At 72.6% G+C, this 22,519-nt stretch carries 21 protein-coding genes and 1 pseudogene; 11 read left to right on the top strand and 11 right to left on the bottom strand.

What is annotated here, in order from left to right; all coding sequences use genetic code 11:
- Nucleotides 1-41: 41 nt before the first annotated feature.
- Nucleotides 42-380 (bottom strand): YnfA family protein, encoded by a 339-nt coding sequence (locus BFF78_RS18635; RefSeq protein WP_069779399.1) that lies wholly within the window; start codon nucleotides 378-380, stop codon nucleotides 42-44.
- Nucleotides 381-471: 91 nt separating this feature from the next.
- Here BFF78_RS18635 and BFF78_RS18630 point away from each other — a divergent pair, with 91 nt between their 5' ends.
- Nucleotides 472-957: a hypothetical protein gene (locus BFF78_RS18630; RefSeq protein WP_227025868.1), complete on the top strand. Its 486-nt coding sequence runs from the start codon at nucleotides 472-474 to the stop codon at nucleotides 955-957.
- Nucleotides 958-968: 11 nt separating this feature from the next.
- Here BFF78_RS18630 and BFF78_RS18625 read toward each other — a convergent pair.
- Nucleotides 969-1,309, bottom strand: a pseudogene (locus BFF78_RS18625) (winged helix-turn-helix transcriptional regulator); the annotation flags it as partial.
- A gap of 107 nt (nucleotides 1,310-1,416) precedes the next feature.
- On the opposite strand from BFF78_RS18625, the gene BFF78_RS50165 reads away from it, so the two are divergent.
- From BFF78_RS50165 to BFF78_RS18605, 5 genes are all read left to right on the top strand, one after another.
- Nucleotides 1,417-1,563 (top strand): zinc-binding dehydrogenase, encoded by a 147-nt coding sequence (locus tag BFF78_RS50165; RefSeq protein WP_418346760.1) that lies wholly within the window; start codon nucleotides 1,417-1,419, stop codon nucleotides 1,561-1,563.
- A gap of 233 nt (nucleotides 1,564-1,796) precedes the next feature.
- Complete coding sequence (locus BFF78_RS18620) at nucleotides 1,797-2,531, top strand: response regulator transcription factor (RefSeq protein ID WP_069779398.1); 735 nt, start codon at nucleotides 1,797-1,799, stop codon at nucleotides 2,529-2,531.
- Nucleotides 2,532-3,941 (top strand): sensor histidine kinase, encoded by a 1,410-nt coding sequence (locus BFF78_RS18615; protein WP_069779397.1) that lies wholly within the window; start codon nucleotides 2,532-2,534, stop codon nucleotides 3,939-3,941.
- Nucleotides 3,942-4,117: 176 nt separating this feature from the next.
- On the top strand, nucleotides 4,118-5,386 hold the full coding sequence (locus BFF78_RS18610) for an ArgE/DapE family deacylase (RefSeq protein ID WP_069779396.1): 1,269 nt from the start codon (nucleotides 4,118-4,120) through the stop codon (nucleotides 5,384-5,386).
- 25 nt (nucleotides 5,387-5,411) lie between these two features.
- Nucleotides 5,412-9,839: a wHTH domain-containing protein gene (locus BFF78_RS18605; protein WP_069779395.1), complete on the top strand. Its 4,428-nt coding sequence runs from the start codon at nucleotides 5,412-5,414 to the stop codon at nucleotides 9,837-9,839.
- Here BFF78_RS18605 and BFF78_RS18600 read toward each other — a convergent pair.
- Nucleotides 9,802-11,631 (bottom strand): phosphatidylglycerol lysyltransferase domain-containing protein, encoded by a 1,830-nt coding sequence (locus BFF78_RS18600; RefSeq protein WP_079161376.1) that lies wholly within the window; start codon nucleotides 11,629-11,631, stop codon nucleotides 9,802-9,804. The two genes, BFF78_RS18605 and BFF78_RS18600, sit on opposite strands and share 38 nt — an antisense overlap.
- A 185-nt stretch (nucleotides 11,632-11,816) precedes the next feature.
- Nucleotides 11,817-12,086, bottom strand: a complete 270-nt coding sequence (locus BFF78_RS18595) for a hypothetical protein (protein WP_069779394.1) — start codon at nucleotides 12,084-12,086, stop codon at nucleotides 11,817-11,819.
- 88 nt (nucleotides 12,087-12,174) lie between these two features.
- Here BFF78_RS18595 and BFF78_RS18590 point away from each other — a divergent pair, with 88 nt between their 5' ends.
- On the top strand, nucleotides 12,175-13,005 hold the full coding sequence (locus BFF78_RS18590; RefSeq protein ID WP_069779393.1) for a M55 family metallopeptidase: 831 nt from the start codon (nucleotides 12,175-12,177) through the stop codon (nucleotides 13,003-13,005).
- A gap of 122 nt (nucleotides 13,006-13,127) precedes the next feature.
- Here BFF78_RS18590 and BFF78_RS18585 read toward each other — a convergent pair whose 3' ends face one another.
- A complete protein-coding gene (locus tag BFF78_RS18585) occupies nucleotides 13,128-13,748 on the bottom strand; it encodes a CGNR zinc finger domain-containing protein (RefSeq protein WP_069779392.1) in 621 nt (206 codons plus the stop codon).
- Nucleotides 13,749-13,827: 79 nt separating this feature from the next.
- Between BFF78_RS18585 and BFF78_RS18580 the strand changes: the two genes are divergently transcribed.
- The gene (locus tag BFF78_RS18580; RefSeq protein WP_069779391.1) at nucleotides 13,828-14,610 is read left to right on the top strand and encodes an MBL fold metallo-hydrolase; all 783 of its coding nucleotides are present in this window, start codon (nucleotides 13,828-13,830) and stop codon (nucleotides 14,608-14,610) included.
- Between the two features lie 142 nt (nucleotides 14,611-14,752).
- Here BFF78_RS18580 and BFF78_RS18575 read toward each other — a convergent pair whose 3' ends face one another.
- The gene (locus tag BFF78_RS18575; RefSeq protein WP_069783657.1) at nucleotides 14,753-15,652 is read right to left on the bottom strand and encodes a LysR family transcriptional regulator; all 900 of its coding nucleotides are present in this window, start codon (nucleotides 15,650-15,652) and stop codon (nucleotides 14,753-14,755) included.
- Between the two features lie 78 nt (nucleotides 15,653-15,730).
- Between BFF78_RS18575 and BFF78_RS18570 the strand changes: the two genes are divergently transcribed.
- Entirely contained in the window at nucleotides 15,731-16,750 is a 1,020-nt protein-coding gene (locus BFF78_RS18570) for an EamA family transporter (RefSeq protein ID WP_079161375.1), read from the top strand.
- A complete protein-coding gene (locus tag BFF78_RS18565) occupies nucleotides 16,638-17,330 on the top strand; it encodes an NAD(P)-dependent oxidoreductase (RefSeq protein WP_069779390.1) in 693 nt (230 codons plus the stop codon). The genes BFF78_RS18570 and BFF78_RS18565 overlap by 113 nt, the downstream gene beginning before the upstream one ends.
- 13 nt (nucleotides 17,331-17,343) lie before the next feature.
- On the opposite strand, the gene BFF78_RS18560 is transcribed toward BFF78_RS18565, so the two are convergent.
- Nucleotides 17,344-18,543 carry an SPFH domain-containing protein gene (locus BFF78_RS18560; protein ID WP_069779389.1) on the bottom strand — a complete coding sequence of 400 codons (1,200 nt, stop codon included), beginning with the start codon at nucleotides 18,541-18,543 and terminating at the stop codon, nucleotides 17,344-17,346.
- A gap of 10 nt (nucleotides 18,544-18,553) precedes the next feature.
- Entirely contained in the window at nucleotides 18,554-18,805 is a 252-nt protein-coding gene (locus BFF78_RS18555; RefSeq protein WP_069783656.1) for a hypothetical protein, read from the bottom strand.
- 272 nt (nucleotides 18,806-19,077) lie between these two features.
- On the opposite strand from BFF78_RS18555, the gene BFF78_RS18550 reads away from it, so the two are divergent.
- Entirely contained in the window at nucleotides 19,078-20,589 is a 1,512-nt protein-coding gene (locus BFF78_RS18550; protein ID WP_193433486.1) for a serine/threonine-protein kinase, read from the top strand.
- Between the two features lie 20 nt (nucleotides 20,590-20,609).
- Here BFF78_RS18550 and BFF78_RS18545 read toward each other — a convergent pair whose 3' ends face one another.
- From BFF78_RS18545 to BFF78_RS18535, 3 genes are all read right to left on the bottom strand, one after another.
- Complete coding sequence (locus BFF78_RS18545; protein ID WP_069779387.1) at nucleotides 20,610-21,347, bottom strand: polyprenol monophosphomannose synthase; 738 nt, start codon at nucleotides 21,345-21,347, stop codon at nucleotides 20,610-20,612.
- Between the two features lie 89 nt (nucleotides 21,348-21,436).
- Nucleotides 21,437-22,201, bottom strand: a complete 765-nt coding sequence (locus BFF78_RS18540; protein WP_069779386.1) for a hypothetical protein — start codon at nucleotides 22,199-22,201, stop codon at nucleotides 21,437-21,439.
- Nucleotides 22,198-22,509, bottom strand: a complete 312-nt coding sequence (locus BFF78_RS18535; RefSeq protein ID WP_069779385.1) for a helix-turn-helix transcriptional regulator — start codon at nucleotides 22,507-22,509, stop codon at nucleotides 22,198-22,200. The genes BFF78_RS18540 and BFF78_RS18535 overlap by 4 nt, the downstream gene beginning before the upstream one ends.
- Nucleotides 22,510-22,519 lie beyond the last annotated feature (10 nt).

Raw genomic sequence — 22,519 nt, 5'->3', positions numbered from 1 at the left:
CGGGGGTGGTGGCGACGGTCACCGTCCAGCGTAAGTGAGGCTCAGGCGCCGTTCCGCGGCGCCCACATGATCACGGCCATCCCGGCGAGGCAGATCAGCGCCCCGGTGATGTCGTAGCGGTCGGGCCGGTAGCCGTCCGCCACCACGCCCCACAGCAGTGAGCCGGCGACGAAGATCCCGCCGTACGCCGCCAGGATGCGGCCGAAGTGGGCGTCCGGCTGGAAGGTGGCGACGAAGCCGTACGCGCCGAGGGCGAGGACCCCGCCGGTCATCCACAGCCAGCCCCGGTGCTCGCGCACGCCCTGCCAGATCAGCCAGGCGCCGCCGATCTCGAAGAGGGCGGCGACGACGAACAGGGCGGCGGAGCGGAGGATGGACATGCCGGTCAGCTTGTCACCTGTTGGAGGGCGCCTTTCGCCGTGGCCTGCGTGGCATACATCCCTACGCCAGTCGGAACGCGAGCGTGGAGTGGTGAGCGACGTGCGGATGTGGGCGTGGATGTGGGGTGTGGCGGGGGCCTTGGGCGGGGTTGCGCTGGGGGCGGGGGTCGCCGGGGCCGCAGCGGATCCCGCGCCCGAGGCCGACCTGGTCTTTCACGGGACCGCGGTGATGAACGGCGACCAGGTGGAGGTGAGGCTGACCCCGCGCGACAACGGGCCCGCCGCCGTGCCGGACGCGACCGTGCGGCTGCGCTGGTCGGTGGACCTGGCCGACGCGCAGCAGCTGCCGGCGCGGTGTGCCCGGGAGGACGCGCGGACGGTGGTGTGCGGGACGGGCGCGCTGGACGTGAAGGGGGCGGGCCGGCAGCTGGATGTGCCGGTGCGGCTGAAGGAGAAGCCGTCGCAGGTCACGGTGGAGATCGGCACGGTGTGGGGCGGCGGCGCGGTGGACAAGGACCACACGAACGACGCGCTGAACGTGCTGGTGCTGGACACCGGGGATGCGTACGCGTTCTGAGGCGCCGCTGATCAGCCGGGGTTTTGCGTGTCGTAGCGCTCGCGGGCCTGTCGTACCTCCTCGAAGCGGGTCTCGGCCCATTCCTTCACGGCGGTCAGCAGGCCGGCGAGGCCGGTGCCGAGCGGGGTGAGTCCGTAGTCGACGCGGACCGGGACGGAGGGGGTGACCGTGCGGCTGACGATGCCGTCCCGTTCGAGGGTGCGCAGGGTCTGGGTGAGCGTCTTGGGGCTGACGCCCGCGATCTTGCGGGCGAGGTCGCTGTGGCGCAGGGGGCGGGGGACAGGGCGGCGACGACCAGGCTGACCCATTTGTCGCTGAGCCGCCCGAGGAGCTGGTTGGTGGGGCGCCCGCGCTCGCCGGGGTGCGGGACGGGGGTGAGTTCGTCGCGGTCCGCGACGGGGTGCTGCCCGGGGCGGAGCGGGGGGTGCGCCTGGAGAACGTCTGGGTGCGGCCGACGGGGTGCGGCTCGCGGAGCTGGTCCGGCTGGTGGACGAGGGTGTGCTGACCTTGCGGGTGGCGCGGACGTACGCCCTGGCGGAGGCGGCCGAGGCGCATGCGCGGCCGGCGGAGGGCGGGGTGCGGGGGCGGCTGGTGCCGGTGCCCTGAAGCGGCGGACTCGCGAGGTGTCCGGGATGCCCCGGGCAGGGGGACCGTTCGCCGGCCGCCGCGGTGGCTCAGCGGGCTTGGCCGAGGCCGTCGGGCCAGGCACTTGGCCGCGGTGAGAAGACGGTAGGTCCATGCTGCTGGTTGCCCATGTGACGGTGAGAGGGCGGTAAAAAGGGTGATCGTAGGTCCACTCGTCCCAGCCGAACCACCGGCGGCCTTGGCAAACTGGGTGCGTGCCCCAGACTGTGCTGCTCGCCGAAGACGACCGTGCCATCCGTCATGCCCTGGAGCGTGCCCTGACCCTGGAAGGGTACGAGGTCACGGCGGTTGCCGACGGCGTCGAGGCGCTGGCGCAGGCCCACAAGACGCCGCCGGACGTCCTCCTGCTCGACGTGATGATGCCGGGGATCGACGGCCTCCAGGTATGCCGGGTGCTGCGCGCCGAGGGCGACCGCACCCCGATCCTCATGCTCACCGCCCTCGTGGAGACCGCAGACCGCATCGCGGGCCTGGACGCCGGCGCCGACGACTACGTGGTCAAGCCGTTCGACGTCGAGGAGGTCTTCGCCCGGCTGCGCGCCCTGCTCCGCCGTACCAGCCCGGTGCCCGCCGGCAACGGCGCCGGGGGCGGCGGTGAGAACGGCGGCCGGGAGGCCCAGCTCTCCGACCGGCAGGTGGAGGCCGCCGGCATCCGCATGGATCTGCAGGCCCGCCGGGCCTGGCGCGGCAAGCGCGAGCTGGAACTGACCCGCACCGAGTTCGAGCTGCTGGAACTGCTCGTGCGCAACGCGGGCATCGTGCTCGACCACTCCACGATCTACGACCGGATCTGGGGCTACGACTTCGGGCCCGGCTCGAAGAACCTCGCCGTGTACGTCGGCTACCTGCGCCGCAAGCTGGACGAGCCCGGCGCCCCGCAGCTGATCCACACCGTGCGGGGCGTGGGTTACGTGCTCCGGGAGGACTAGGTGGGCCGGCTGCGGCGGCTGCTTGCCCCGGGTCGGCCGAAGCTGGTCTCCCTGCGCACCACCTTCGCCGTCTCCTTCGCGGCCGTCACCGCCGCCGTCACGATCCTCGTCGGCATCCTGTCCTACGGCAGCGCCGCGCGACTGGTCCGCGTCGACCAGCAGTCGGTGTTCACGCAGGTCGTGCAGGACGTACGGGACGAGGTACGGCAGCACGAGATGGTGCCCGAGGACTTCTCCTCCTCCCGCCCCGGACACGACCTGGTCCGGCCCGCCCGCACCGATGTGCAGGTGCTGGGCGCCCAGGGCCAGATCGTGGACCACGGCAACCCGAGCCTGCCCGTCACCTCCCGTGACAAGGCGATGGCGCTCGCGACGACGGCCGGGAGGGTCGTCCAGCACAAGGACGTACCGGTGGACGGGGATGTGTACCGCATCGCCACGGTCTCGCTCGGCGACGGGCGGGGCGCGGTCCAGGTCGCGCAGGAGTTCAGCGACACCGAGGATCTGCTGCGCACGCTCCAGCAGCGGACGCTGATCCTGATGGCGGCGGTCGTGGTGGCGGCCGGTCTGTTCGGCTGGTGGCTGGCGCGCCGGATCACCCGGCGCCTGGTGGTGCTCACCTCCGCCGCGGAGGCCGTGGCCCGCACCCGTCAGCTGGGCATCGAGGTGCCGGTGGCCGGGCTGGACGAGGTGGGGCGTCTCGGCCGTTCCTTCGACCGGATGCTGGGCCGGCTGGCCCAGTCGGAGGAGGACCAGCGGCGGCTGGTCCAGGACGCGGGACACGAGCTGCGCACCCCGCTGACGTCCCTGCGCACGAACATCTCCCTCCTCCGCCGCATCGACGAGCTGCCCCCCGCCACCCGGGAGGAACTGGTCGCCGACCTCACCCAGGAGGCGCGGGAACTGACCGACCTGGTCAACGAGCTGGTCGATCTCGCCGCGGGGCAGTCCGACACCGAGCCGCCGCAGCGGCTGGACCTCGCCGACATCGCCGAGGAGGTCGTGGGGGTCGCCAAGCGCCGTACCGGCCGCGAGATCGTGCTGCGCACGAGCGGCGACACGACGACCGACGGGCGGCCCGGGATGCTCCAGCGGGCCATGTCCAACCTGGTGGAGAACGCGGCCAAGTTCGACCGGGACGGCAAGTCGCCGATCGAGATCAGCATCACCGGTCCGACGCGGCCGGGGCCCGTGCGGGTGGAGGTCCTGGACCGGGGGCCGGGGATCGCCGAGGGCGACTTGATCCGCATCTTCGACCGCTTCTACCGGGCGGCGGACGCGAGGTCCCTGCCGGGGTCGGGCCTCGGGTTGTCCATCGTCCGCGAGGTCGCCATGGCACATGGCGGTGCGCCGTTCGCCTTCCGGCGGGAGGGCGGGGGAGCGGTGATCGGTTTCACGGTGGGCGGGTGAGCGCCGTGGCGGGGCCGGTCTGCGCGGAGGCCTGCTCTCCCGGCTGAGCCGCCCGGTTCGGCACGGTGCCGGTCCTCGCTTTGCCCTGCGCGCGTTAGGCGGCGTCCGCGGGCTGTTCCGGACGGCCTTCGCGGGGCGATGATCGGTGCCGGACGTCAGGAGGGGGAGGCCGGAGGATGACGCTCGCCGATGGGGAGGCCGCCGCTGTCGCGTGTGTGGACGAGGCCGCCGTCGGGCGGATGCTGCTGGAACTGATCTCCGTGCCGAGCGTGACCGGGACGCCGGCCGAGTCGGAGATCCAGCAGCTGCTCGCCGGATGGCTGGAACGGCTCGGGCTGGACGTCGATCTGTGGTCCATGGATCTGCCCGCCCTGCGCGCCGACCCGGAGTTCCCCGGGACCGAGGCGGCCCGGGACGAGGCGTGGGGGCTGGTCGGGTACACGGCGGACGGCGGGGACGGGCCGACGCTGATCCTTCAGGGGCACGTGGACGTCGTACCGCCCGGGGATCCGGGGGCGTGGGACGGGGATCCGTTCGTGCCGAGGGTCGTCGGCGATGTCGTGCACGGGCGCGGGGCCTGTGACATGAAGGCGGGGCTGGTCGCCCACCTGGCCGCGCTCGCGGCGATCCGGGCGGCCGGCGTGCGGCTGCGCGGGCGGGCCGCCGTGCACTTCGTGGTGGGGGAGGAGGACGGCGGGCTCGGGGCGTTCGGCACACTGCGGCGCGGGCACACCGGGGACGCGTGCGTGATCACCGAGCCGACCGCGGGCGCCCTCATCACCGCCAACGCCGGAGCCCTCACCTTCCGCCTCACCGTGCCGGGCAAGGCCGCCCACGCCGGCTCGCGGGACGAGGGGGTCAGCGCGATCGACGCGTATCTGCCGCTGCACCGGGCGCTGCTGCGGCTGGAGGCCGACCGCAACCGGGACCCCTCCCCGTTGATGGCCGAGTACCCGATCCCGTACGCCCTGTCCGTCGGCACCCTCCGCGCCGGCGACTGGGCGAGCAGCGTGCCGGATCTGCTGGTCGCCGAGGGGCGGCTCGGGGTGCGGCTCGGGGAGGAACCGGACGCGGCACGCGGGGAGTTGGAGGCGTGTGTCGCGCGGGCGTGCGCCGGTGACACCTGGTTGCGTGAGCATCCGGCTCAAGTGGCGTGGATCGGTGGGAAGTTCGCGAGCGGGCGGCTGGCGGACGGGCATCCGCTGCGGGCCGGCGTGGCGGACGCCTGCGCCGACACGGGCGGCGGCCCCCGGCCGCGTGAGCGCGGCGCGCCGTACGGGAGCGATCTGCGGCTGTACACGGCGGCCGGGATACCGGCGCTGCAGTACGGGCCGGGGGACGTGCGGGTGGCACACAGTCCGCGCGAGTGCGTGTCGCTGCGCGAAGTGGTGGGTGTGGCCCGGGCGTTGGTGGTTACGGTGATGCGGACGGCCGGGGTGAAGTGAACGGGGCGGGGAGGGCACGGGCGCGATGGCGGGGGCACTGCAGTACGAGGAGCAACTGCGGCGGCTGTACGAGGCGGCCGGGGAGCCCTCTGCCGAGGCGCTGAGCGACAGGGTGGGCGTTCCGCGACAGCGGATCGACGACTGGCTCGCCTGCCGGGTCGTACCCCGGCGGGGGCGCAGAGTGCGGGTGTTCCTGGAGACGCTGGAGTCCTTGGCGCGCACGAGGAGCCGCGAGCCGCTGCCGTCCCCCCGGCCCGACGCCTGGGACCGCCTGCGGGACGAGGCACGCCGACGCCGCCAGGGCCGCCGCCCGGCGCATTCGTCGGCCGTCTGCGAAAGCGGCGTGCAGCAGGACTGGCTGAGCGCGGCGGAGGGATCCAAGGCCTGGCACCTCGTCGCCCCCGCCGTCGCCGACCAGGTCGAACCGCTCAGAACACTGACCCTGGAGGCGGTGAACCGGCTCGCGGAACTGCACGAGGCGGAACGGGAGGTGCTCGACCAGGACCCCTGGTACGACCCCGGTCTCGCCCGCCGTACGGCCCGCTGGACCAACCTGCGCCTGGCGGACATCAAGGCCCGCCTCGGCGAGCGGACACTGGCACCCGCCGAGGCCGCCCTGCTGGTGCTCCTGCCGTTCCTCTACGACGTGCACAGCGCGTGGACGCTCACCGTGCTCCGGCACGTGGACCCGACGAACCTGGACGACCGCACGCCGGGCGGTGCGGACCGGCAGGGCTACAACCGTGTGCTGCGCGACCACAAGCGGCTCATCCGCCAGGCGATGCGCGGCGAGACGCTGCCGGACCGCAGCGACGGCCGCCAGGAGGTCGGCTGGTGGCTGTTCCACCAGTGGGCGAAGTCGCAGGCGGGGCGGCTGGACGACGTGCTGGACGCCATGGGCGCGGTCGCGGACGACATGGGGGCCGTACTGGATCCCGGGCTGCTCGGCCGGCTGCTGTCCTGCGCACATCTGGGACCGCGCAAGCTGTTCGGCGGGAAACCGGACGGACCGTCCCAGGACCCGTTCCCCGTGGACTTCGACGGATGCGACGCGCAGACGGTGCGCGAGCGTCTCGTGGGTCCCCTGTTCGCGATCGCCCACGCCATGGCGATCGAGGTGACGGACCTGCCGTCGACCGTCGTCAAGCATGTGGGGATTCCCGACCCCGTCGATCCGGAGCAGCTGCTCAGGAGGCTGGACGACGCCCAGTGGAGCCCGCTCGGCGACGCCCTGGCCCTCGACGCCGAGTGCGACCATCCGGCCGCCGTGGCCGCGCTCACCGAACACGCCCAGTACGTGGACGCGTTGCTGCGCGAGGCGCGCCGCACCCGGCCCACCGAGGAGATCGGCTGTCTGCCGGTGTACGCGCACGCCGACGGGGTCCGCGAGGTGGACGAGTGGGGCGAGCCCCGGCAGGCCGGAGAAGTGATCCGGTTCCGGCTGGACGAGGAGCGGATCCAGGAACTCCTCATGGGCGAGAACCTGTACCGCGACCGCAGCCTCGCCATCCGGGAGCTGTACCAGAACGCCCTGGACGCGTGCCGGTACCTGCGGGCCTCCTGGGCCGCGCGGGGACAGGACACCTACCAGGGGAAGATCACCTTCCGGCAGGGGTACGACCCCGACGAGCGGCGGTACTTCCTCGAATGCGAGGACAACGGCATCGGGATGGACGAGACCGTGCTGGCCGAGGTGTTCTCCCGGGCCGGGGTCCGCTTCAGCGACCACTCGCGCTTCCGGGAGATGCCGTGGCAGGCGCGGGACGGCGAGGTCACCGTCCATCCCAACAGCAGGTTCGGCATCGGCGTGCTCAGCTACTTCATGCTCGCCGACGAGATCCGGGTCACCACCTGCCCCGAGCACACGGGCACGGGCCGGCCGGAGCAGCTGACGGTGCTGATCACGGGCCCCGGCCACTACTTCCGGGTGTCGCGCACCGGCGAGTGGGGGCCGGTCGGCACCACGGTCCGGCTCTATCTGCGCGACGAGGACATGGCGCCCTCGTGCGTCAGGGAGCTGCGCCGCCTGCTGGGCATCGCGGAGTTCCGCACGGAGGCCTTCCACGGCACGACCCAAGAGGCCAAGTGGGCACCGGGGGCGCTCCAGCCCAGGGAGGTGGTGGGAGGCCCGGCGAACGGCTTCGTCGCCCATGGGCGCACGGTCTCCTGGCCCGAGGACGGTCGCCGCGTCGACGGCCAGGTGGTCTGGTGCGAGCACGGGGGCGGCATCCTCGCCGACGGCATCTTCATCGAGCCCCGGGTACGGCGCGGGGTGCTGGCCGGGCCGGAGGAGGGCGGCCGGCTGCGCGGCGCCGTGGTGAACCTGACGGGGAAGAGCAGGCCCAGGGACCTGTCCGTGGACCGGGCGGAGATCCTGGATCCGGATGTCGACGTGGCGGTCGAGGGGTTGATCAGGGCGGCGCTGCCGGGGCTGTTCGCCGCGGATCCGCCCTTGCTGACGGGGGAGTGGCTGGCGGAGGTGGCCCGGGACAGTCCCAGGCTTGCGGACATCGTGACCGAGGCGGCGGGCGAGGCGGGTGTCGTTCTCGACGTGCACGGGCATGCCGCGCCGGTGCGGACGGTGGGGTTCTTTTCCGACGACGTGTTCCAGGTCCACTTGGCCGACGTGGACGAGGAGTGGGACCCACCGGGCCGGGTCGGAAAACCGGAGCCCGACGACGCCTCGTTGCTGTGGCGGGTGCTCGCGCACCGGCCCAACGCCGAGCTGAACGCATTGGCCGTCGTCGTACCGGAGTTGTCCCGGGTCCGGGCCGTGCTGCCGGCGCTGCCGTCGGACGTGTGGATGCGCACGAGGGCCTCCGGACTTGTGGGCAGGCGGGACTGGATCAGGTCGGCGCGGGACGACCGGCCTGTGAATCCGGGGGATGTCGTCTCGGCGGCCATGACCTGCGGGATGTCGTACGGCGAAGTCCTGGCCCGGATGGAATGCCTCGACTTGCCGGTGCCCGAGCGGCCGTGCGCCGAGGTGCCCGTCGACGCCACGACGGTCGCGTTGCTGGACCGGCAACTTCAGGGAGTCGGCGATTACTTCTCCCCCGACCGCTGGCTCCCCGTTGCGAACCCGGTGCCACCGGGACATCTCGTCAAGGCCCACCTGGTGCTGAACATCGGCATCGACGAAACGCTCGACCGGCTGCGGACCTTGGGCTTCCGTGTGCCCGAGGAGAACATGCGCACCGAGACGCCCGCCGAATGGGTGCTGCGTCTGCTCAGCTCCGAACTGGGCGGATCGGCCCCCTGGCTCGACCGGTCCAGGCCGGTCCTCGCGGGCCAGGTGGTGCGGGCCGTGCGTGTGCTGGACCGCTCCCTGGACGAAGTCGTCGGGCGGCTTGCGGACTACGGCTTGCACCCCGACCTGGGGTCATTGGACGAGCGGTCGGTGCGGGAGCTGCTGCGGTTGAGCGACACCTGGGGGTGGTCGGATCTGGCGCTGCGGCGGCTCGATGTGCGTTCTCCTGTGCCTCCCGCCCTTCTGGCCCAGGCGGCAGTCCGTTCGGGATCCGCGCTTTCCGACATCGCACATCGGCTGGGCGCGCTGGGATTCACCACTCGCAGCCTGCCCGAGCGGGTCGCGGACACGGACCCGGTACTCCTGGATGTTTCCACCGTTTCCGGTGCATCCTGCGAGGTCTCCCTGAAGGGGCTGGTCGAGCAAGCCGTGGAGAGCGGGCTGCCGCTGCGGGAAGCGGCCGAACGCATGCGTGCCTACGGTCTGCTGCCGCGGCATGTCACGCTCCCTGAGCGCAGGGAGCCAGAGGACACACGGATGATCTCCAAGATCTTCGGCTGGATGGCGTGGAGGGCGGGCGACCTGACGGCCGACACCGTGACCATGCCGACGATCCTGCGGGCAGCGGATGAGCTTCGGCGGTCACCCCAGTCCGTCATCGACTGTCTGCACCGCTACGGGGTGCGCACCTCCCATGCCACGGCGCCGGCGAAGCCGAGCAGGCACGACAAGGACCTGGTCGATTTCCTTGCGGGCGGCTCTTCCGGCTGGGGCGGGCCGGTGCCGATGTTCCACCTAGTCAACGCGCCGCGCAGGCTACTGATGGAGCGAGAGGAGGTCACCCGCCGTCTGACGGAGTTCGGATTCGAGGTGGACGTGCAGGAACTGGACGGCCTGGATGAGACCGACCTGAGCCTGTGCACGGACGGCTTCGGCTCGCATGGCCGGGAACTGCCTCTCGCCCTGCACAACCCCATCGAGAATTTCCTGCAGATCACCCGCGACGCCGGCCTCCCCCTGCCGGAACTCCTTCCCCGCCTGACCCGCCTGGGCGTGGATCTGGAGAGCGTGGTCCAAGCTGTCCGCGCCGCCCTCCCCCACGTCCCCGGGCTCGTCATGGCACCCGAGGACGACGAACCCGAGGACGACCCGCGCGGGACAGCCGCTACGACTCCGAGCGCCCGCCCATCCCGGGCAACGTGAGGAACCCCTCCGCCCGGGCGGACGCCAGCCCGATCCGCGGAATGTCGCTGCTCTTGGCGAACAGCAGGAACCGCGGCTCCCACACCGGCCGATACTTGGCGTTGGCGCGGTAGAGGGACTCGATCTGCCACCAGCGGGAGAAGAAGGTGAGGGTGGAGCGCCACAGGCGCAGGACGGGGCCGGCGCCGAGGCGGGCGCCGCGTTCGAAGACCGAGCGGAACATCGCGAAGTTCAGCGAGACCCGCTGGATGCCCATCTCCTTGGCATGCAGCAGGAGTTCCACGACCATGTACTCCATCAGGCCGTTCTCGCAGTCCCGGTCGCGGCGCATCAGGTCCAGCGACAGGCCGTGCTCGCCCCAGGGGACGAAGCTGAGCAGGGCGCGCGGTTCGTCGTCTCCGTCGCGGCATTCCAGCATCACGCAGCGGCCGTCCGCCGGGTCGCCGAGGCGGCCGAGGGCCATGGAGAAGCCGCGTTCGGTGGCGCCGTCGCGCCAGTGGTCGGCGCGGTCGATCAGCAGGGCCATCTCGTCGGCGGGGATGTCCTCGTGGCGGCGGATGCGGACGGTGTAGCCGGCCCGCTTGACCCGGTTGTGGGCCTGGCGGACCACACGCATGGCGCGGCCCTCGAGGGTGAAGTCGGCGATGTCGACGATCGCCTCGTCGCCCAGTTCCAGGGCGTCCAGGCCGTGGCGGGCGTAGATCGTGCCCGCCTCCTCGCTCGCGCCCATGACGGCCGGGGTCCAGGCGTGCCGGCGGGCCTCGGTGAGCCAGGCGTCGATGGCGCCGGGCCAGGCCTCGGGGTCGCCGATCGGGTCGCCGGAGGCGAGGGAGACGGCGCCGATGACGCGGTAGGTGACGGCCGCCTTGCCGGTGGGGGAGAAGATGGCGGCCTTGTCGCGGCGCAGCGCGAAGTAGCCGAGGGAGTCCCGGGCGCCGTGCTTGTCGAGCAGGGAGCGCAGCTTCTCCTCGTCGTCCGCGGTGAGCAGGCGACGGCCGCGCGGGGAGCGGAAGCAGGCGTACAGGACCAGGCAGAAGGCGCCGGCGAGCAGGACGTTGATGATGATGTCGACCCAGCGGGGCGCGTGCACGGAGTCGACCCGGTCGGCGAGCGGGCCGACGCTGATGCCGCGCAGCAGGCTGTAGGCGAGCTCTTCGAGCAGGGGCGCGTGGGGCAGCTTGTTGGTGGCGTGCACGAGCAGCGTGCCGAGACCGCCGGTGAGCAGGACGCCGCCGGCGCCGACGGCCAGCGCGAGCTTCGGGTTGGAGGGGTCGCCGATGGCGTTGAACTCACGGCGGCCGATCAGCAGCGCGGCCACGAAGAGGCCGGTGAGGGCGGTGGAGACCCAGTTGAAGACGTGGTCGCGGTACGGGTGCTGGGTCAGGGCGAGGACGTAGAGGACGAAGAGCGGGCCGGCGAGCAGCAGGTTGACCACCCAGGCGGCCCGCTTCCCGCGCCGCATCACCAGCGCCAGGAAGATCGCCGCGGCGGCCGAGACCAGGCCCGCGGTGGCCAGGTACGGGGTGAAGAACTGGCCGGCGTGGTGGACGTGCGCGTGCACATGGCGGGCGGTGAAGAGCTTGCCGTCGTTGTGTTCCTGCACTTCTTTGCGGAAGGGCAGCGATATCACCGCGATGATGTTGAAGATGGCGATCAGCCGGAGGTACCACACGGTGGCCGAGGCCGCCCGCGCGCGCAGGCGGGGGCCGGGCAGCGGCAGCTGTAGTGCGCGGCGCGGACCGCGCTGGGCGGGGACCTGCGGGGTGGTCACGGTCGACTGCTGTGCGGGCATGGTGACTGGTCACCTTGGGAGAGGGGGGACGGGGCAGCCCCGAACGGAGTGATCCCGGACGAGACATCCTGACCCTACAGCTTGTAGGGTAGTGCGGCTGGGCAGCCGTCGGAAATGGAGCGTACCGGCATACGCTCCTGAGCGATGCCTCCTGTGCCGCGCCTCTTACCTGGCCTTGCCCGCCCTTACCCGCCCTTTTCCCGCCGCGCCGCGACCAGGTGCCAGGCCAGGTTGCCCACCGCCGCGCCGGCCGCGACCGCCGCGACGATCACCCCGCCGGTCGCGAGACCGTCGCTGAACAGGTGCGGGCGCCGGTCGAGGCTGTGCAGACCGAAGCCGCACAGCTCGTACACGCCGACGGCGGCGATGAGGAGGCTGACGACCAGCAGGGCCAGCGTCGGCGCCAGACTGCGCGCACAGGCCTCCCCGCCGGGCTCCGTTTCCGTGTGCTGCATGGGTCCCCCGGTGAACAGACGATGTACGGCCCAGCGGCCGCTGGCGGTTGGGAACCTACAATACGTAGGGTCGGCTAGGGTCTACGCCGTGCGTATCTACATCAGCGTGGACATGGAAGGCGTCACCGGGCTCGTCGACGCCGAGGACGTCCAGCCGGGCGGCCGGGACTACGAGCGCGGCCGCTCCATGATGGCCGAGGATGTCAATGCCGCCGTACGGGGCGCGCTGGCGGCCGGCGCCGCCGACATCCTCGTCAACGACGCGCACGGACCGATGCGCAATCTGCTGCCCGAGGCGCTGCATCCCGCGGCCCGCCTGGTGCGTGGCAAGCCCAAGCAGATGGGCATGCTGGAGGGTCTGACCGGGGAGTACGACGCCGCACTGTGTGTCGGCTATCACTCCCGGGCCGGTGCGCCGGGCGTGCTCAGCCACAGCTTCATGGGGCATGAGATCGAGGACATGTGGCTGGACGGTCGGCCGGTCGGGGAGATCGGCCTCGCCCATGCCACGGCGGCGGCCCTGGGGGTGCCCGTCGTGGCCCTCACGGGTGACGACGTGGCGTGCGCGGAGATGACGGCATGGGACGCGTCTGTCGCCACGGTGCCGGTGAAGTACGCCCATGACCGGTTCGCGGCCGAGCTGCGGCCGCAGGAGGAGGCGTGGAAGGCCATCGAGGAGGCCGTCGCGGCGGCCCTGGACCCGGCCCCGCCCCGCCCCTCGGCCTCCGGGGCCGAGGCCACGCTGACCGTCCGCTGGCAGTCCGCCTCCGTCGCCGCCACCCTCCTCGGCATTCCGGGCGTGACGGCCGACGACAGCCGCACGACCCGCGCCACCGGCCGACTCCCGGACCTGTACCGGCAGTTCGGGGTGTGGATGCGGGTGGCGGCCTCGCTCACCAGCCAGCCGCCGTACTGCTAGCGTCCGCGCAGGCCGGCCGGTCCTCGACGCCGGCCCGGCGAACGGCCCGGTGATCGCCCAGGCTCTCGCCATACGAGCGCGCGGTGGGCGGCACCATGACTGCCACACGGGCCCCCGGGCGCTCAGTCGTCCTCTGTCCGTCCCGTGCGGCGGGCGTAGGCGCGGGCCGCTCGGGCGCGGTCGCCGCAGCGGGTGGAGCACCAGTGGCGGCGGCCGTGGCGGAGCAGGTACCGGTTGCAGGGGGCGGAGCCGCATGCGGTGAGGCGGTCGGCGTCGGGGCCGGTGAGCAGGCCGGCCGCGTCGGCGGCGAGGGCGGCCAGGGCGTGCTCGACGATCTGGGTGGTCGGGTGGGCCGCCGCCCGGTACAGGCCGCGGTCGGGGGACCAGTGCAGCAGTGAGGCGGCGGGGGCGCGGGTGAGCGCGTCGTTCACCGCGGCCAGGGCGTCGGCGGGGACGGGCAGGGCCCCGACCCGGGCGGCGAGCAGCGCGCGGATCTGTTCGCGCAGGGAGCGCAGCCGCCTCGCGCAGGTTTCGCGCAGGTCGGCGTCGGCGGGGGCGAGACCGTGCTGCACGAGCCAGTCCTGGGCCGCGGCGGGCGTGCCGAGCAGGTCGATGTGCTGTCCGCCGGGCAGGGCGACAGCGCTGTTGGCGAGGTCCAGGGCGGGGTACTGCTCCGCGCCGGGAGCCGGGGGATACGGGGCGCCTCGGCCGGTCACACGCACGCTCTCTGTCACGAGTCTCATGGTACGCCTTGCGTGCATCCGTGAGAAAGGCCTAGTGTCTCTCACGGATGAACTCCTTCTATCCGTGAGGTGAGCCCGTATGTCCGCAACGCCCGCCCATGCCGTCGAGTCCGAAGAGCGCATACCGGTCCGCGTCCTGGGCGGCCCCACCGTCCTCATCGAGTACGGCGGGCTCCGCTTCCTCACCGACCCCACCTTCGACGACCCCGGCGACTATCCCTCGCCCAGCGGCCGCACCCTGACCAAGACCGCCCCGCCCCGCACGAGCGCCGCCGAACTCGGCCCGGTGGACGTCGTCCTGCTCTCGCACGACCAGCACGCCGACAACCTCGACCACTCCGGCCGGGCCCTGCTCGCGGCGACCCCGCGCACCTTGACCACCCCCGCGGCGGCCGACCGGCTCGGCGGCACCACCGAGCCCCTCACCCCCTGGCAGTCCCTCGACCTGCCCCGCCCCGACGGCGGCACGGTCACCGTCACCGCGGCCCCGGCCCTGCACGGCCCCAAGGGCTCCGAGTCGCTCGTCGGCGAGGTCACCGGCTTCCTGCTGACCTCCGCCGACCTGCCCAGCGTGTACGTCAGCGGCGACAACGCCTCCCTGGAACTGGTCCAGGAGATCGCCGACCGGTACGCCCCCGTCGACACCGCCGTCCTCTTCGCCGGCGCGCCCCGGATGCCCGTCCTCGACGACGCCCTCCTCGTCCTCGACGGCGAGGGCACGGCCACCGCCGCCCGCCTCCTCGCCGCCCGCCGGGTGATCCCGGCCCACTGCGACAGCTGGGCCCACTTCACCGAGACCCGCGAGGACGTCGTGACGGCATTCAAGGAGGCGGGCCTGGCGGACCGACTCCAGCTGGACTGAGGGCCCCTTGGGAGGCCGGCCGGGCCGGGTCGTGCCGGAGGCTGCCCGGATTCGCCGCTCCGGCTGGACCGAGTCGCCGCTACGGCCGCACCCGGCTCCCCGTCCGACGCGGCCCTGCGCCTGCCGGCCGGTACCGCCGGCGTCAGGACCGCGCCGAGGGCTGTCTGACCCCGAGGACGTCGAGCATCGCCCGGGTGGCCGGGCTCGGGTTGAACCGGCTCCACGCCAGATACTCCAGACGGCGCGGCCCGTCCACCACCGGGACCAGGGCCAGCCCGGGGTCGCCGGCGGCGAGCGGCCGGATGAACGCCGACGGCAGCAGCGCGATGCCCAGCCCACGCGTGATCAGCCGGGTGATCAGCTCCACCACACCGGCCTCGTACGCGACCTCCCGCGCCAGACCCGCGGCGGCGAACGCCCGGTCGGACTGGGCGCGGGCGGGCGTACCCGCCACGAAGTCCACGAACGTCTCCCCGGCGATCTCCGCCAGCGTGACCCGACAGGCGCCCGCCAGCCGGTGCCCGGCCGGCACCACCAGCACATGCTCGTCGTGATCGAGTACGACCGTCTCCAGACCGGCCGGCCGCTCACCCTCCGGCAGCCCGAGGAAGGCGATGTCCAGCTCCCCTGCACGGATCGCCGCCGCCAGCTCGTCACTGCGCCCGGACCGCAGGAGCACCCGGACCTCCGGGTGCCGGGCGCGGTAGCGCTGCAGCAGTTCGGGCACGTCGACGGCGGCCGTCGTCACGATCACGCCGACGGCGAGCCGCCCGCGTACGACACCGGTCGCGGCGGCGGCGTCGGCCACCGCACGGTCGGCCGCGGCGAGGCACTCCCGCGCCCCGGCGAGGAACGCCGCACCGGCACCGGTCAGTTCGACCCGGCGGCTGGACCGGGCGAACAGCCGCACCCCCAACTCCCGCTCCAGCGCGGCGATCCGGTGACTCAGCGCGGACTGCACCACCTGACAGCGCTCCGCGGCACGGGTGAAGTTCAGGGTGTCGGCGACGGCGACGACGTAGCGCAGCTGCTGAAGGTCCACGGATCCATCGTTCTCGTTCATCGCTGCGATGACAACCATGCTTTGGCATCATGACTTCGCCCGGCCGAGACTTCCCGCATGAATCGCTCCAAGGCACGGGCTGCGACCGTCCTGCTGACCGCGCTCGCTCCGGCCTCCTGGGGGACCACCTACGTGGTCACCACACGGCTGCTCCCGCCCGGACACCCGATGTTCGCGGGCCTGATGCGCGCCCTGCCCGCCGGGTTGCTCGCACTGGCGGTCACCCGGGTGCTGCCGCGCGGGGAGTGGTGGTGGAAGGCCGCGGTCCTCGGCGTCCTCAACATCGGCGCCATGCCCCTGCTGTTCGTGGCCGCGCAGCGGCTGCCCGGCGGCGTCGCCGCCACCCTCGGCGCCGCCCAGCCGCTGCTGGCCGCCGGGCTGGGCTTGCTGGTGCTGCACGACCGGCCCACGCTCTGGCGGCTGACGTGGGGCGCGCTCGGCGTGCTCGGGGTCGGCCTGGTCGTCCTCGGACCGCGGGCCCGGCTGGACACCGTCGGCGTGCTCGCCGGCCTCGGTCATGCGGCCACGATGGCCGCCGGGGTCGTCCTCACCAAGCGCTGGGGCCGTCCCGCGGGCGTCGGCCCGCTGGCCCTGACCGGCTGGCAACTGACCGCCGGCGGGCTGCTGTTGCTGCCGCTGACGGCGGCGGCCGAGGGCGTGCCGCCGCGGATCGGCGCGGGCGCCGCCTGCGGCTATCTGTGGCTCGGCAGCATGGCCGGGCTGATCGCGTACACGCTGTGGTTCCGCGGGATCGGCAGGCTGCCGGTCGCCGCGTCCGCACCCCTGGTGCTGCTGTCCCCGCTGGTCGCGACCGTCATCGGCATCGCACTGGGCGAGTCGCTGAGCCTGCCGCAGACCCTGGGCTTCGCCCTGGCCCTGACCGCGCTGGTGGCCGCGCAACTCGGTCCCACGGCACGGAAGAAGAAGACCTTGACGAAGGAGGAGACGTTCGATGACGCAGCGCATGACGATCGCCGTGCTCGGGGCCACCGGGATGGTCGGCGGCCGGGTGGTCGGCGAGGCGAGCGCGCGGGGGCACCGGGTGCTGGCCCTGTCCCGGAAGCCGCCGGCGAGTGAGAACCCGGGGGTGACGCCGGTCGCGCTCGACGCCGCCGACCCGGCCGCCGTACGGGAGACCCTGTCCGGCTCGGCCGCGGACGCCGTCGTCCTGACCGTACGGACCTTCCCCGCCGACCAGGAGTTCCTGGTCGGCGCCACCCGCACGGTGCTGGACGCCGCCGCACGGCTCGGCATCCGCGTCCTCGTGGTCGGCGGCGCGGGTGCCCTGCGCAGTCCCGGCGACCGGGAGCTGCCGGTCGCCGAGAACCCCGTCCATGTGCCCGACGAGTACCGCGCCGTGGCGCTCGCGGGCGTCGCCCAGCTGCGCGCCTGCCAGGCCCGCACCGACGCCGACTGGGTCTACCTGAGCCCGCCCGCCGTACTGGAACCCGGCGACCGCACCGGCCGCTACCGGCGCGGCACCGACACCTTGCTGACGGATGCCGCCGGCCGGTCCTGGATCAGCGCCGAGGACTTGGCCGTAGCCGTGCTGGACGAGCTGGAGTGTCCGGGGCGGGACCGGCACATCACGGTCGTACACCAGCGCCCCGAAGGGAACCAGCGCCCCGAAGGGGCCTTCCGAGGCGCCCTCCGCTGAACCCGCGGAGCGCCTAGTCGACGTCCACCGGCCCGTCGTCCGGCCTCCGCTCCTTGCCCGACTGGCCCGAGCGCAGCTGGAGCAGACCGTTGACGTCACCCTTGTTGCCCTGGTTGCCCTGGCCGTCCTTGTCCTGGCCGCCCAGGTTCTGCCGGACGGAGTCGAGGATCGTGAGGCCCTGGGAGACGAGGCCGGCGGCGATCTCGCCGAGGCCGTCCGCGCCGTTCAGGACGTTGACGTTGGCGCCGGACAGGCCGCCGGCGGCCTCCTTCACGATCTGCGGGAGCTGGTCGATCAGCATCCGGTCGAGCGCGACCCGGTCGTAGGAGGCCGCCGCCTCCGCCTGGATCTTCATCCGCTGGGCCTCGGCGGCGGCGAGGATCCGGACCCGCTCGGCCTCGGCCTCGGCGGGCTTCACGACCTCGGCCACCAGTTGCTGCTGACGCAGCCTGGCCTGCCGCTCGGCCAGCTCCGTCTGGGCGGCCAGCACCTCCTGCTGGGCGTGGGCCTGCGCCAGCGGACCGGCCTGCGCGGCCTGCGCCTGGGCGCGGTCCACCTCGGCCGAGTACTCGGCCTTGACGACGGCGGTCTGCCGGGCGTACTCGGCCTGCTTGCGTGCCGCCGCCTGCTCCGCCTCGACCGCCGCCTGGGTGGCCTGGGCCTGGGCGATCTGGGCCTGCCGCTGGATGGCCGCCTTGTGCGGGGCGGACATGGCGTCGATGTAGCCGGTGTCGCCGTCGTCGATCGACTGGATCTGCAGCGAGTCGACGATCAGGCCGATCTTCGCCATCTCCGTCTTCGAGGTGTCCAGCACCTCGGCGGCGAGCTTCTGCCGCTCGGTGACGATCTCCTCCACCGTCATCGAGCCGATGATGGCCCGCAGGTGGCCGGCGAAGATCCGGCCGGTGAGCACCGACATCTGCTCCTGGTCGGAGAGGAAGCGCTGACCGGCGTTGATGATGCTCTCGTGGTCGTTGCCGACCTTGAAGGCGATGACCGCGCGGACGTGCAGGGAGATGCCCTGCTTGGTCACGCAGGTCTCGGTGACCTCGGCCTCACACATCGACAGGGTGAGGAAGCGGACCTTGCGAAAGACCGGGAGCACGAACTTGCCGTGCCCCGTCACCACTCGGAACGGCGCGCCCCCCAGTCCCCGCCGGCCCCCCGAGATCAACATCGCCTCGTCGGGAGCGGGAACGCGGTATCCGAACATGCTCAACTCCTCAGCCTGCGCCGGCGGCGTCTGCGCCGAGCGCGTCCAATGGATCCACCCACTCGATGACGCCGACTTCGCGGCATCCCCGTGATTCGATCACGAGGACCGTAGCGCCCGCGGGCAGGGGATCCTCGGACCAGGCCAGGAAGGTCTCGGACCCGCCTCTGACCCGCACCAGGACCTCACCGGGCCCCGCGGCTCCCCGCGTCCCGATGAGCACCTTGCCCGTACACCCGACCACGGCCTCGTCCTGCGGCATCACCGGCCGTCCTCCTCGTACCGACCCCGGAACTCAGACGATAGACCCAGTGGAGCCGGGACCCAACGGGAAGGCGGTCAAGCGGAACCAGGGCCGATCCGGCGACGGCCCGACGTGGCGACCTGTGCGGGCCGCGGGCCTCAGCGGCCCTGCCCACCGGAGCCCCGCCCGCGCGCCCCGCGTCGGCCGTGGTCAATGAGTCATATGAGTTATCGTGCCATCCTTGCCGGCCTGTCCATTCGCGAATGGGAAGTACAGAAGGAGACGACGCGGTGTCCGATCTTGGGCGGCTCGTCGCCGGCCGGTACCTGCTGGTGGAGCGGGTGGGCAGCGGAGGCATGGGCACCGTGTGGCGTGCGGAGGACAAGCTGCTCGGTCGCCACGTGGCCGTGAAGAAGCTGCGCATCCCGCCGCACCTGCACGACGACGAGGTCCACAAGCTCCACGAGCGCAGCCGGCGGGAAGCCCGCAGCGCCGCCCGGATCACCCACCCCAACGTGATCGTGGTGCACGACGTCGTCGATGACGAGGGTCTGCCGTGCATCGTCATGGAGTACATCCCCTCACTCACCCTGAGTGACGTCCTGAAGCGTGACGGTGCGCTGCCGCCCGAGGAAGCCGCCCGGATCGGCCGTGCCATGGCCGCCGCCCTGCGCGCCGCCCACGACGCCGGGGTCCTGCACCGGGACGTCAAACCCGCCAACGTCCTGCTCGGCAAGGACGGACGGATCGTCCTCACCGACTTCGGGATCGCGATGGAGTCGGGAACGTCGTCACTGACCAAGTCCGGTGAGCTGATCGGCTCCATCCGCTATCTGGCGCCCGAACGCCTCAGAAGCGGCAACGCCGGGCCCGGGCCCGCCGGTGATCTGTGGGCCCTGGGGGCAACGCTGTACCAGGCGGTCGAGGGACGGCACCCGTTCTGCCGCGACACGCCGATCGAGATCGCGTACGCCATCGCAACCGAACCGTACGAGCCCCTGCGCAGCGCCGGGGACCTGGCCCCGGTGATCGAGGGCCTGCTCGTCAAGGAGCCGGACCAGCGCATGGACGTACACGAGGTCGAACGCCGCCTGGCCGATGTCACCGGCACCCGAACCGCTCCCGTCGATCAGCCCACGCGGTCGGACCACTCCGGCGACCTCGTGCCTGCCGGACGGAAGGGCGACGGCAGGCGCCGCCGCGCGGTGCTGCGGTCGCTCGTGGCGGTGGCACTGGCCGCCTGCGTGGCGGGCGGCGCACTGTGGTGGCTCAAGGGCGCGGGCACCCACACCCCCGGGGCCGGTGCCTCCACCCCCGCCCCGAGTACCGGCCCCACCCTGCCCCCGCTGCCCGCCGGATACCACCTCGCCAAGGAGGACAGCGGCTACGGCTTCTCCGTGCCCGTGCGCGACGGCTGGAAGAGCAAGGCGATGCCGGGCGGTGAAGTCGCCTACATAGACCCGTCCGGCCTGGTGGGCCTCAGAGTCAACGTCGTCCGGTTCGCGGGCACCGATCCGCTGCGGCACTGGCGTGACGACGAAGAGGCCCAGACCCGTCGCGACAATCCCGGCTACGAACGGGTGCGGATGGACGCGACGACCTTCCGGGGGCGACCTGCCGGGTACTGGGAGTTCACCTTCGACGGCAGGGCACGCAAGTACCGGGCGGCGGAGTTGGCTTTCGCCGGCGCCGACGGCACCCAGTACACGGTCTACCTCTCCGCGCCGGACACGCAATGGCACACGTACCGCCCGGTCTTCGACACCGCCGCCGCGGGAATCCGCCTGAGCGACAAGGCCTGACACCGGGGTCTCCCCCATGCTCAGTTCGAGATGCCGCCGAAACGGAGCTTCCACGGAGTGAGTGCGGATTCGAGCTGCACGCCCAGGCTCATCTTCGATGTCCCTTGCACGCGTTCTTCGAAGCGGATGGGCACTTCGAGGATGGTCAGCCCCTGTCTGACGGTGCGGAAGTTCATCTCGACCTGGAAGGAGTAGCCGTTGCTGCGGATCGACGGCAGGTCGATCGCTCGCAGCGTCCCGGCCCGCCATGCCTTGAATCCGGCGGTGGCGTCCTTCACATGCAGTCGCAGGATCGCGTTGACGTAGAGGTTGGCCCAGGCGGACAGGGCCTTGCGGTGCCAGGGCCAGTCGGTGGCGGTCGAGCCGCCCGCCACGTAGCGGGACCCGAGTACCACGGCGGCGTCCCTCGTCAGCAGGGTGTCGACCATGGCCGGGATCGCCGAGGCCGGATGCGAGAGGTCGGCGTCCATCTGGACCACGACGTCGGCCCCCTCGTCCAGTGCACGGGTCATCCCGGCGAGGTAGGCGCGGCCGAGCCCGTCTTTGGCGGTGCGGTGCAGCACGCCGACGGCGTCCGGTGACTCGGCGGCGAGTTTGTCGGCGACCGCGCCGGTGCCGTCGGGTGAGTTGTCGTCGACCACGAGCAGGTGCAGGTTCGGCACGGGCAGGTCCGCGAGCAGGCCGGCCAGGACGGGCAGGTTGTCCCGCTCGTTGTAGGTCGGCACGACGACAACGACCTTCGGGGACACGACGGTCATCGGCAACTCCTGGGTCAGGGATCGGGAACGGTTGAGCCGTACCGGCGCTCGGCGGTCGCGGAGCGCTGATCGCACTCCACGGCTGGGGCCTACGCCCTCTTCTGCCGTAGGTCGTGGCCGGTGCTGATGGCCGTGGCGGCCAGGAGCCCCAGTGCCGTGCTCTCGGCCAGGGACCCTGGATGAGGAGCGGTCCGGACCATGGCGAGGAGGTTCTGGCCCGCGGCGAGGGTCAGTGCGGTCCCGATGTGCAGCAGGGCCGTGGACAGCCGGCGCGTGGTCGGCAGGGCGGCGGTTCGGGCGATGCGGGCGACGAGGACGCACAGGCGGAGTGCGACGAATCCGAGCGTGAGCCAGTAGGAGGTGACCGCGGCTGTGTCGGCGAAGCCGGTGAGGTGTTCGGCCGTGCCGCTCCATGCCGTCAGGCACAGGGCGACGACCGCGGCGGTCGGAGCGGCCAGGGTGCGGACCGCCGCGGCGGTCAGGCCGCGGAGCGCTGCGCCGCTCAGTGGGGGAAGCGGTGCGGCGAGGCCGATGCCGAGCAGGAGCGGGGCGAGCCAGAGGCTGGTGGCGGGGTGGTGGACGTCGGCCGTGAGGGTGGTGGAGGGTTCGGCCGAGCGCAGCAGCAGTCCGGTGGCCGCGGTGAGCGCGAAGAGGGCGACGGTCACCACACGGCGGGTCTGCCCGGTGAACGTCTCGGGCCAGTCGCCGGGGTGCAGCCAGAGGCGCGCGGCCCCCGCGAGGGTGTCGGGCCAGGACCGGATTCCTGAGGCGGACACCTCGTGACGGATGTCCTCGCCCCATCGCTCGCGCACGGCCGGCGGGTAGAGCCGGGTCAGGAGCGTGGCCGCGTTCATGCCGGGTTGACCCCGAGCGCGCGCAGGCCGGCGGCGGAGATCCGGGCCATCTGCTGGAGTTCGGCGCGCAGTTGGTCGCGGCCGGCGTCGGTGATCCGCATGGTGCGGTGGCGTTCCTGGGTTTCGGCCGCCTCGTCCGCGGGCTGGATCAGCCCGCGCCCCTCCAGGCGGGACAGCGCGCCGTAGAGGCTGCCGGGGCCGAGTCTGCGGCCGGTGAGTTCTTCGATCGCGGTGTTGATGGCGTATCCGTGCAGCGGCCTGTCCGCGAGGACGGTGAGCACGAGCATCTGGGCGTCGTTGCTGTGCATGAGCCTCCTT

The organism is Streptomyces fodineus (genome assembly GCF_001735805.1).
GTDB classification, from domain to species: Bacteria; Actinomycetota; Actinomycetes; order Streptomycetales; family Streptomycetaceae; genus Streptomyces; species Streptomyces fodineus.
This window is presented reverse-complemented; position numbering and strand designations above follow the sequence as displayed.

Excerpts from the sequence above, each read along its gene's own strand:
- BFF78_RS18540 (WP_069779386.1), bottom strand. The coding sequence starts at position 22,201 with ATGAACGCGGCCACGCTCCTGACCCGGCTCTACCCGCCGGCCGTGCGC.
- BFF78_RS18570 (WP_079161375.1), top strand. The coding sequence starts at position 15,731 with ATGAATCGCTCCAAGGCACGGGCTGCGACCGTCCTGCTGACCGCGCTC.
- BFF78_RS18595 (WP_069779394.1), bottom strand. The coding sequence starts at position 12,086 with ATGCAGCACACGGAAACGGAGCCCGGCGGGGAGGCCTGTGCGCGCAGT.
- BFF78_RS18535 (WP_069779385.1), bottom strand. The coding sequence starts at position 22,509 with ATGCACAGCAACGACGCCCAGATGCTCGTGCTCACCGTCCTCGCGGAC.
- BFF78_RS18585 (WP_069779392.1), bottom strand. The coding sequence starts at position 13,748 with ATGAGACTCGTGACAGAGAGCGTGCGTGTGACCGGCCGAGGCGCCCCG.
- BFF78_RS18610 (WP_069779396.1), top strand. The coding sequence starts at position 4,118 with ATGACGCTCGCCGATGGGGAGGCCGCCGCTGTCGCGTGTGTGGACGAG.
- BFF78_RS18560 (WP_069779389.1), bottom strand. The coding sequence starts at position 18,543 with ATGTTCGGATACCGCGTTCCCGCTCCCGACGAGGCGATGTTGATCTCG.
- BFF78_RS18580 (WP_069779391.1), top strand. The coding sequence starts at position 13,828 with ATGTCCGCAACGCCCGCCCATGCCGTCGAGTCCGAAGAGCGCATACCG.
- BFF78_RS18555 (WP_069783656.1), bottom strand. The coding sequence starts at position 18,805 with ATGCCGCAGGACGAGGCCGTGGTCGGGTGTACGGGCAAGGTGCTCATC.
- BFF78_RS18605 (WP_069779395.1), top strand. The coding sequence starts at position 5,412 with ATGGCGGGGGCACTGCAGTACGAGGAGCAACTGCGGCGGCTGTACGAG.
- BFF78_RS18545 (WP_069779387.1), bottom strand. The coding sequence starts at position 21,347 with ATGACCGTCGTGTCCCCGAAGGTCGTTGTCGTCGTGCCGACCTACAAC.
- BFF78_RS18635 (WP_069779399.1), bottom strand. The coding sequence starts at position 380 with ATGTCCATCCTCCGCTCCGCCGCCCTGTTCGTCGTCGCCGCCCTCTTC.
- BFF78_RS18565 (WP_069779390.1), top strand. The coding sequence starts at position 16,638 with ATGACGATCGCCGTGCTCGGGGCCACCGGGATGGTCGGCGGCCGGGTG.
- BFF78_RS18600 (WP_079161376.1), bottom strand. The coding sequence starts at position 11,631 with ATGCCCGCACAGCAGTCGACCGTGACCACCCCGCAGGTCCCCGCCCAG.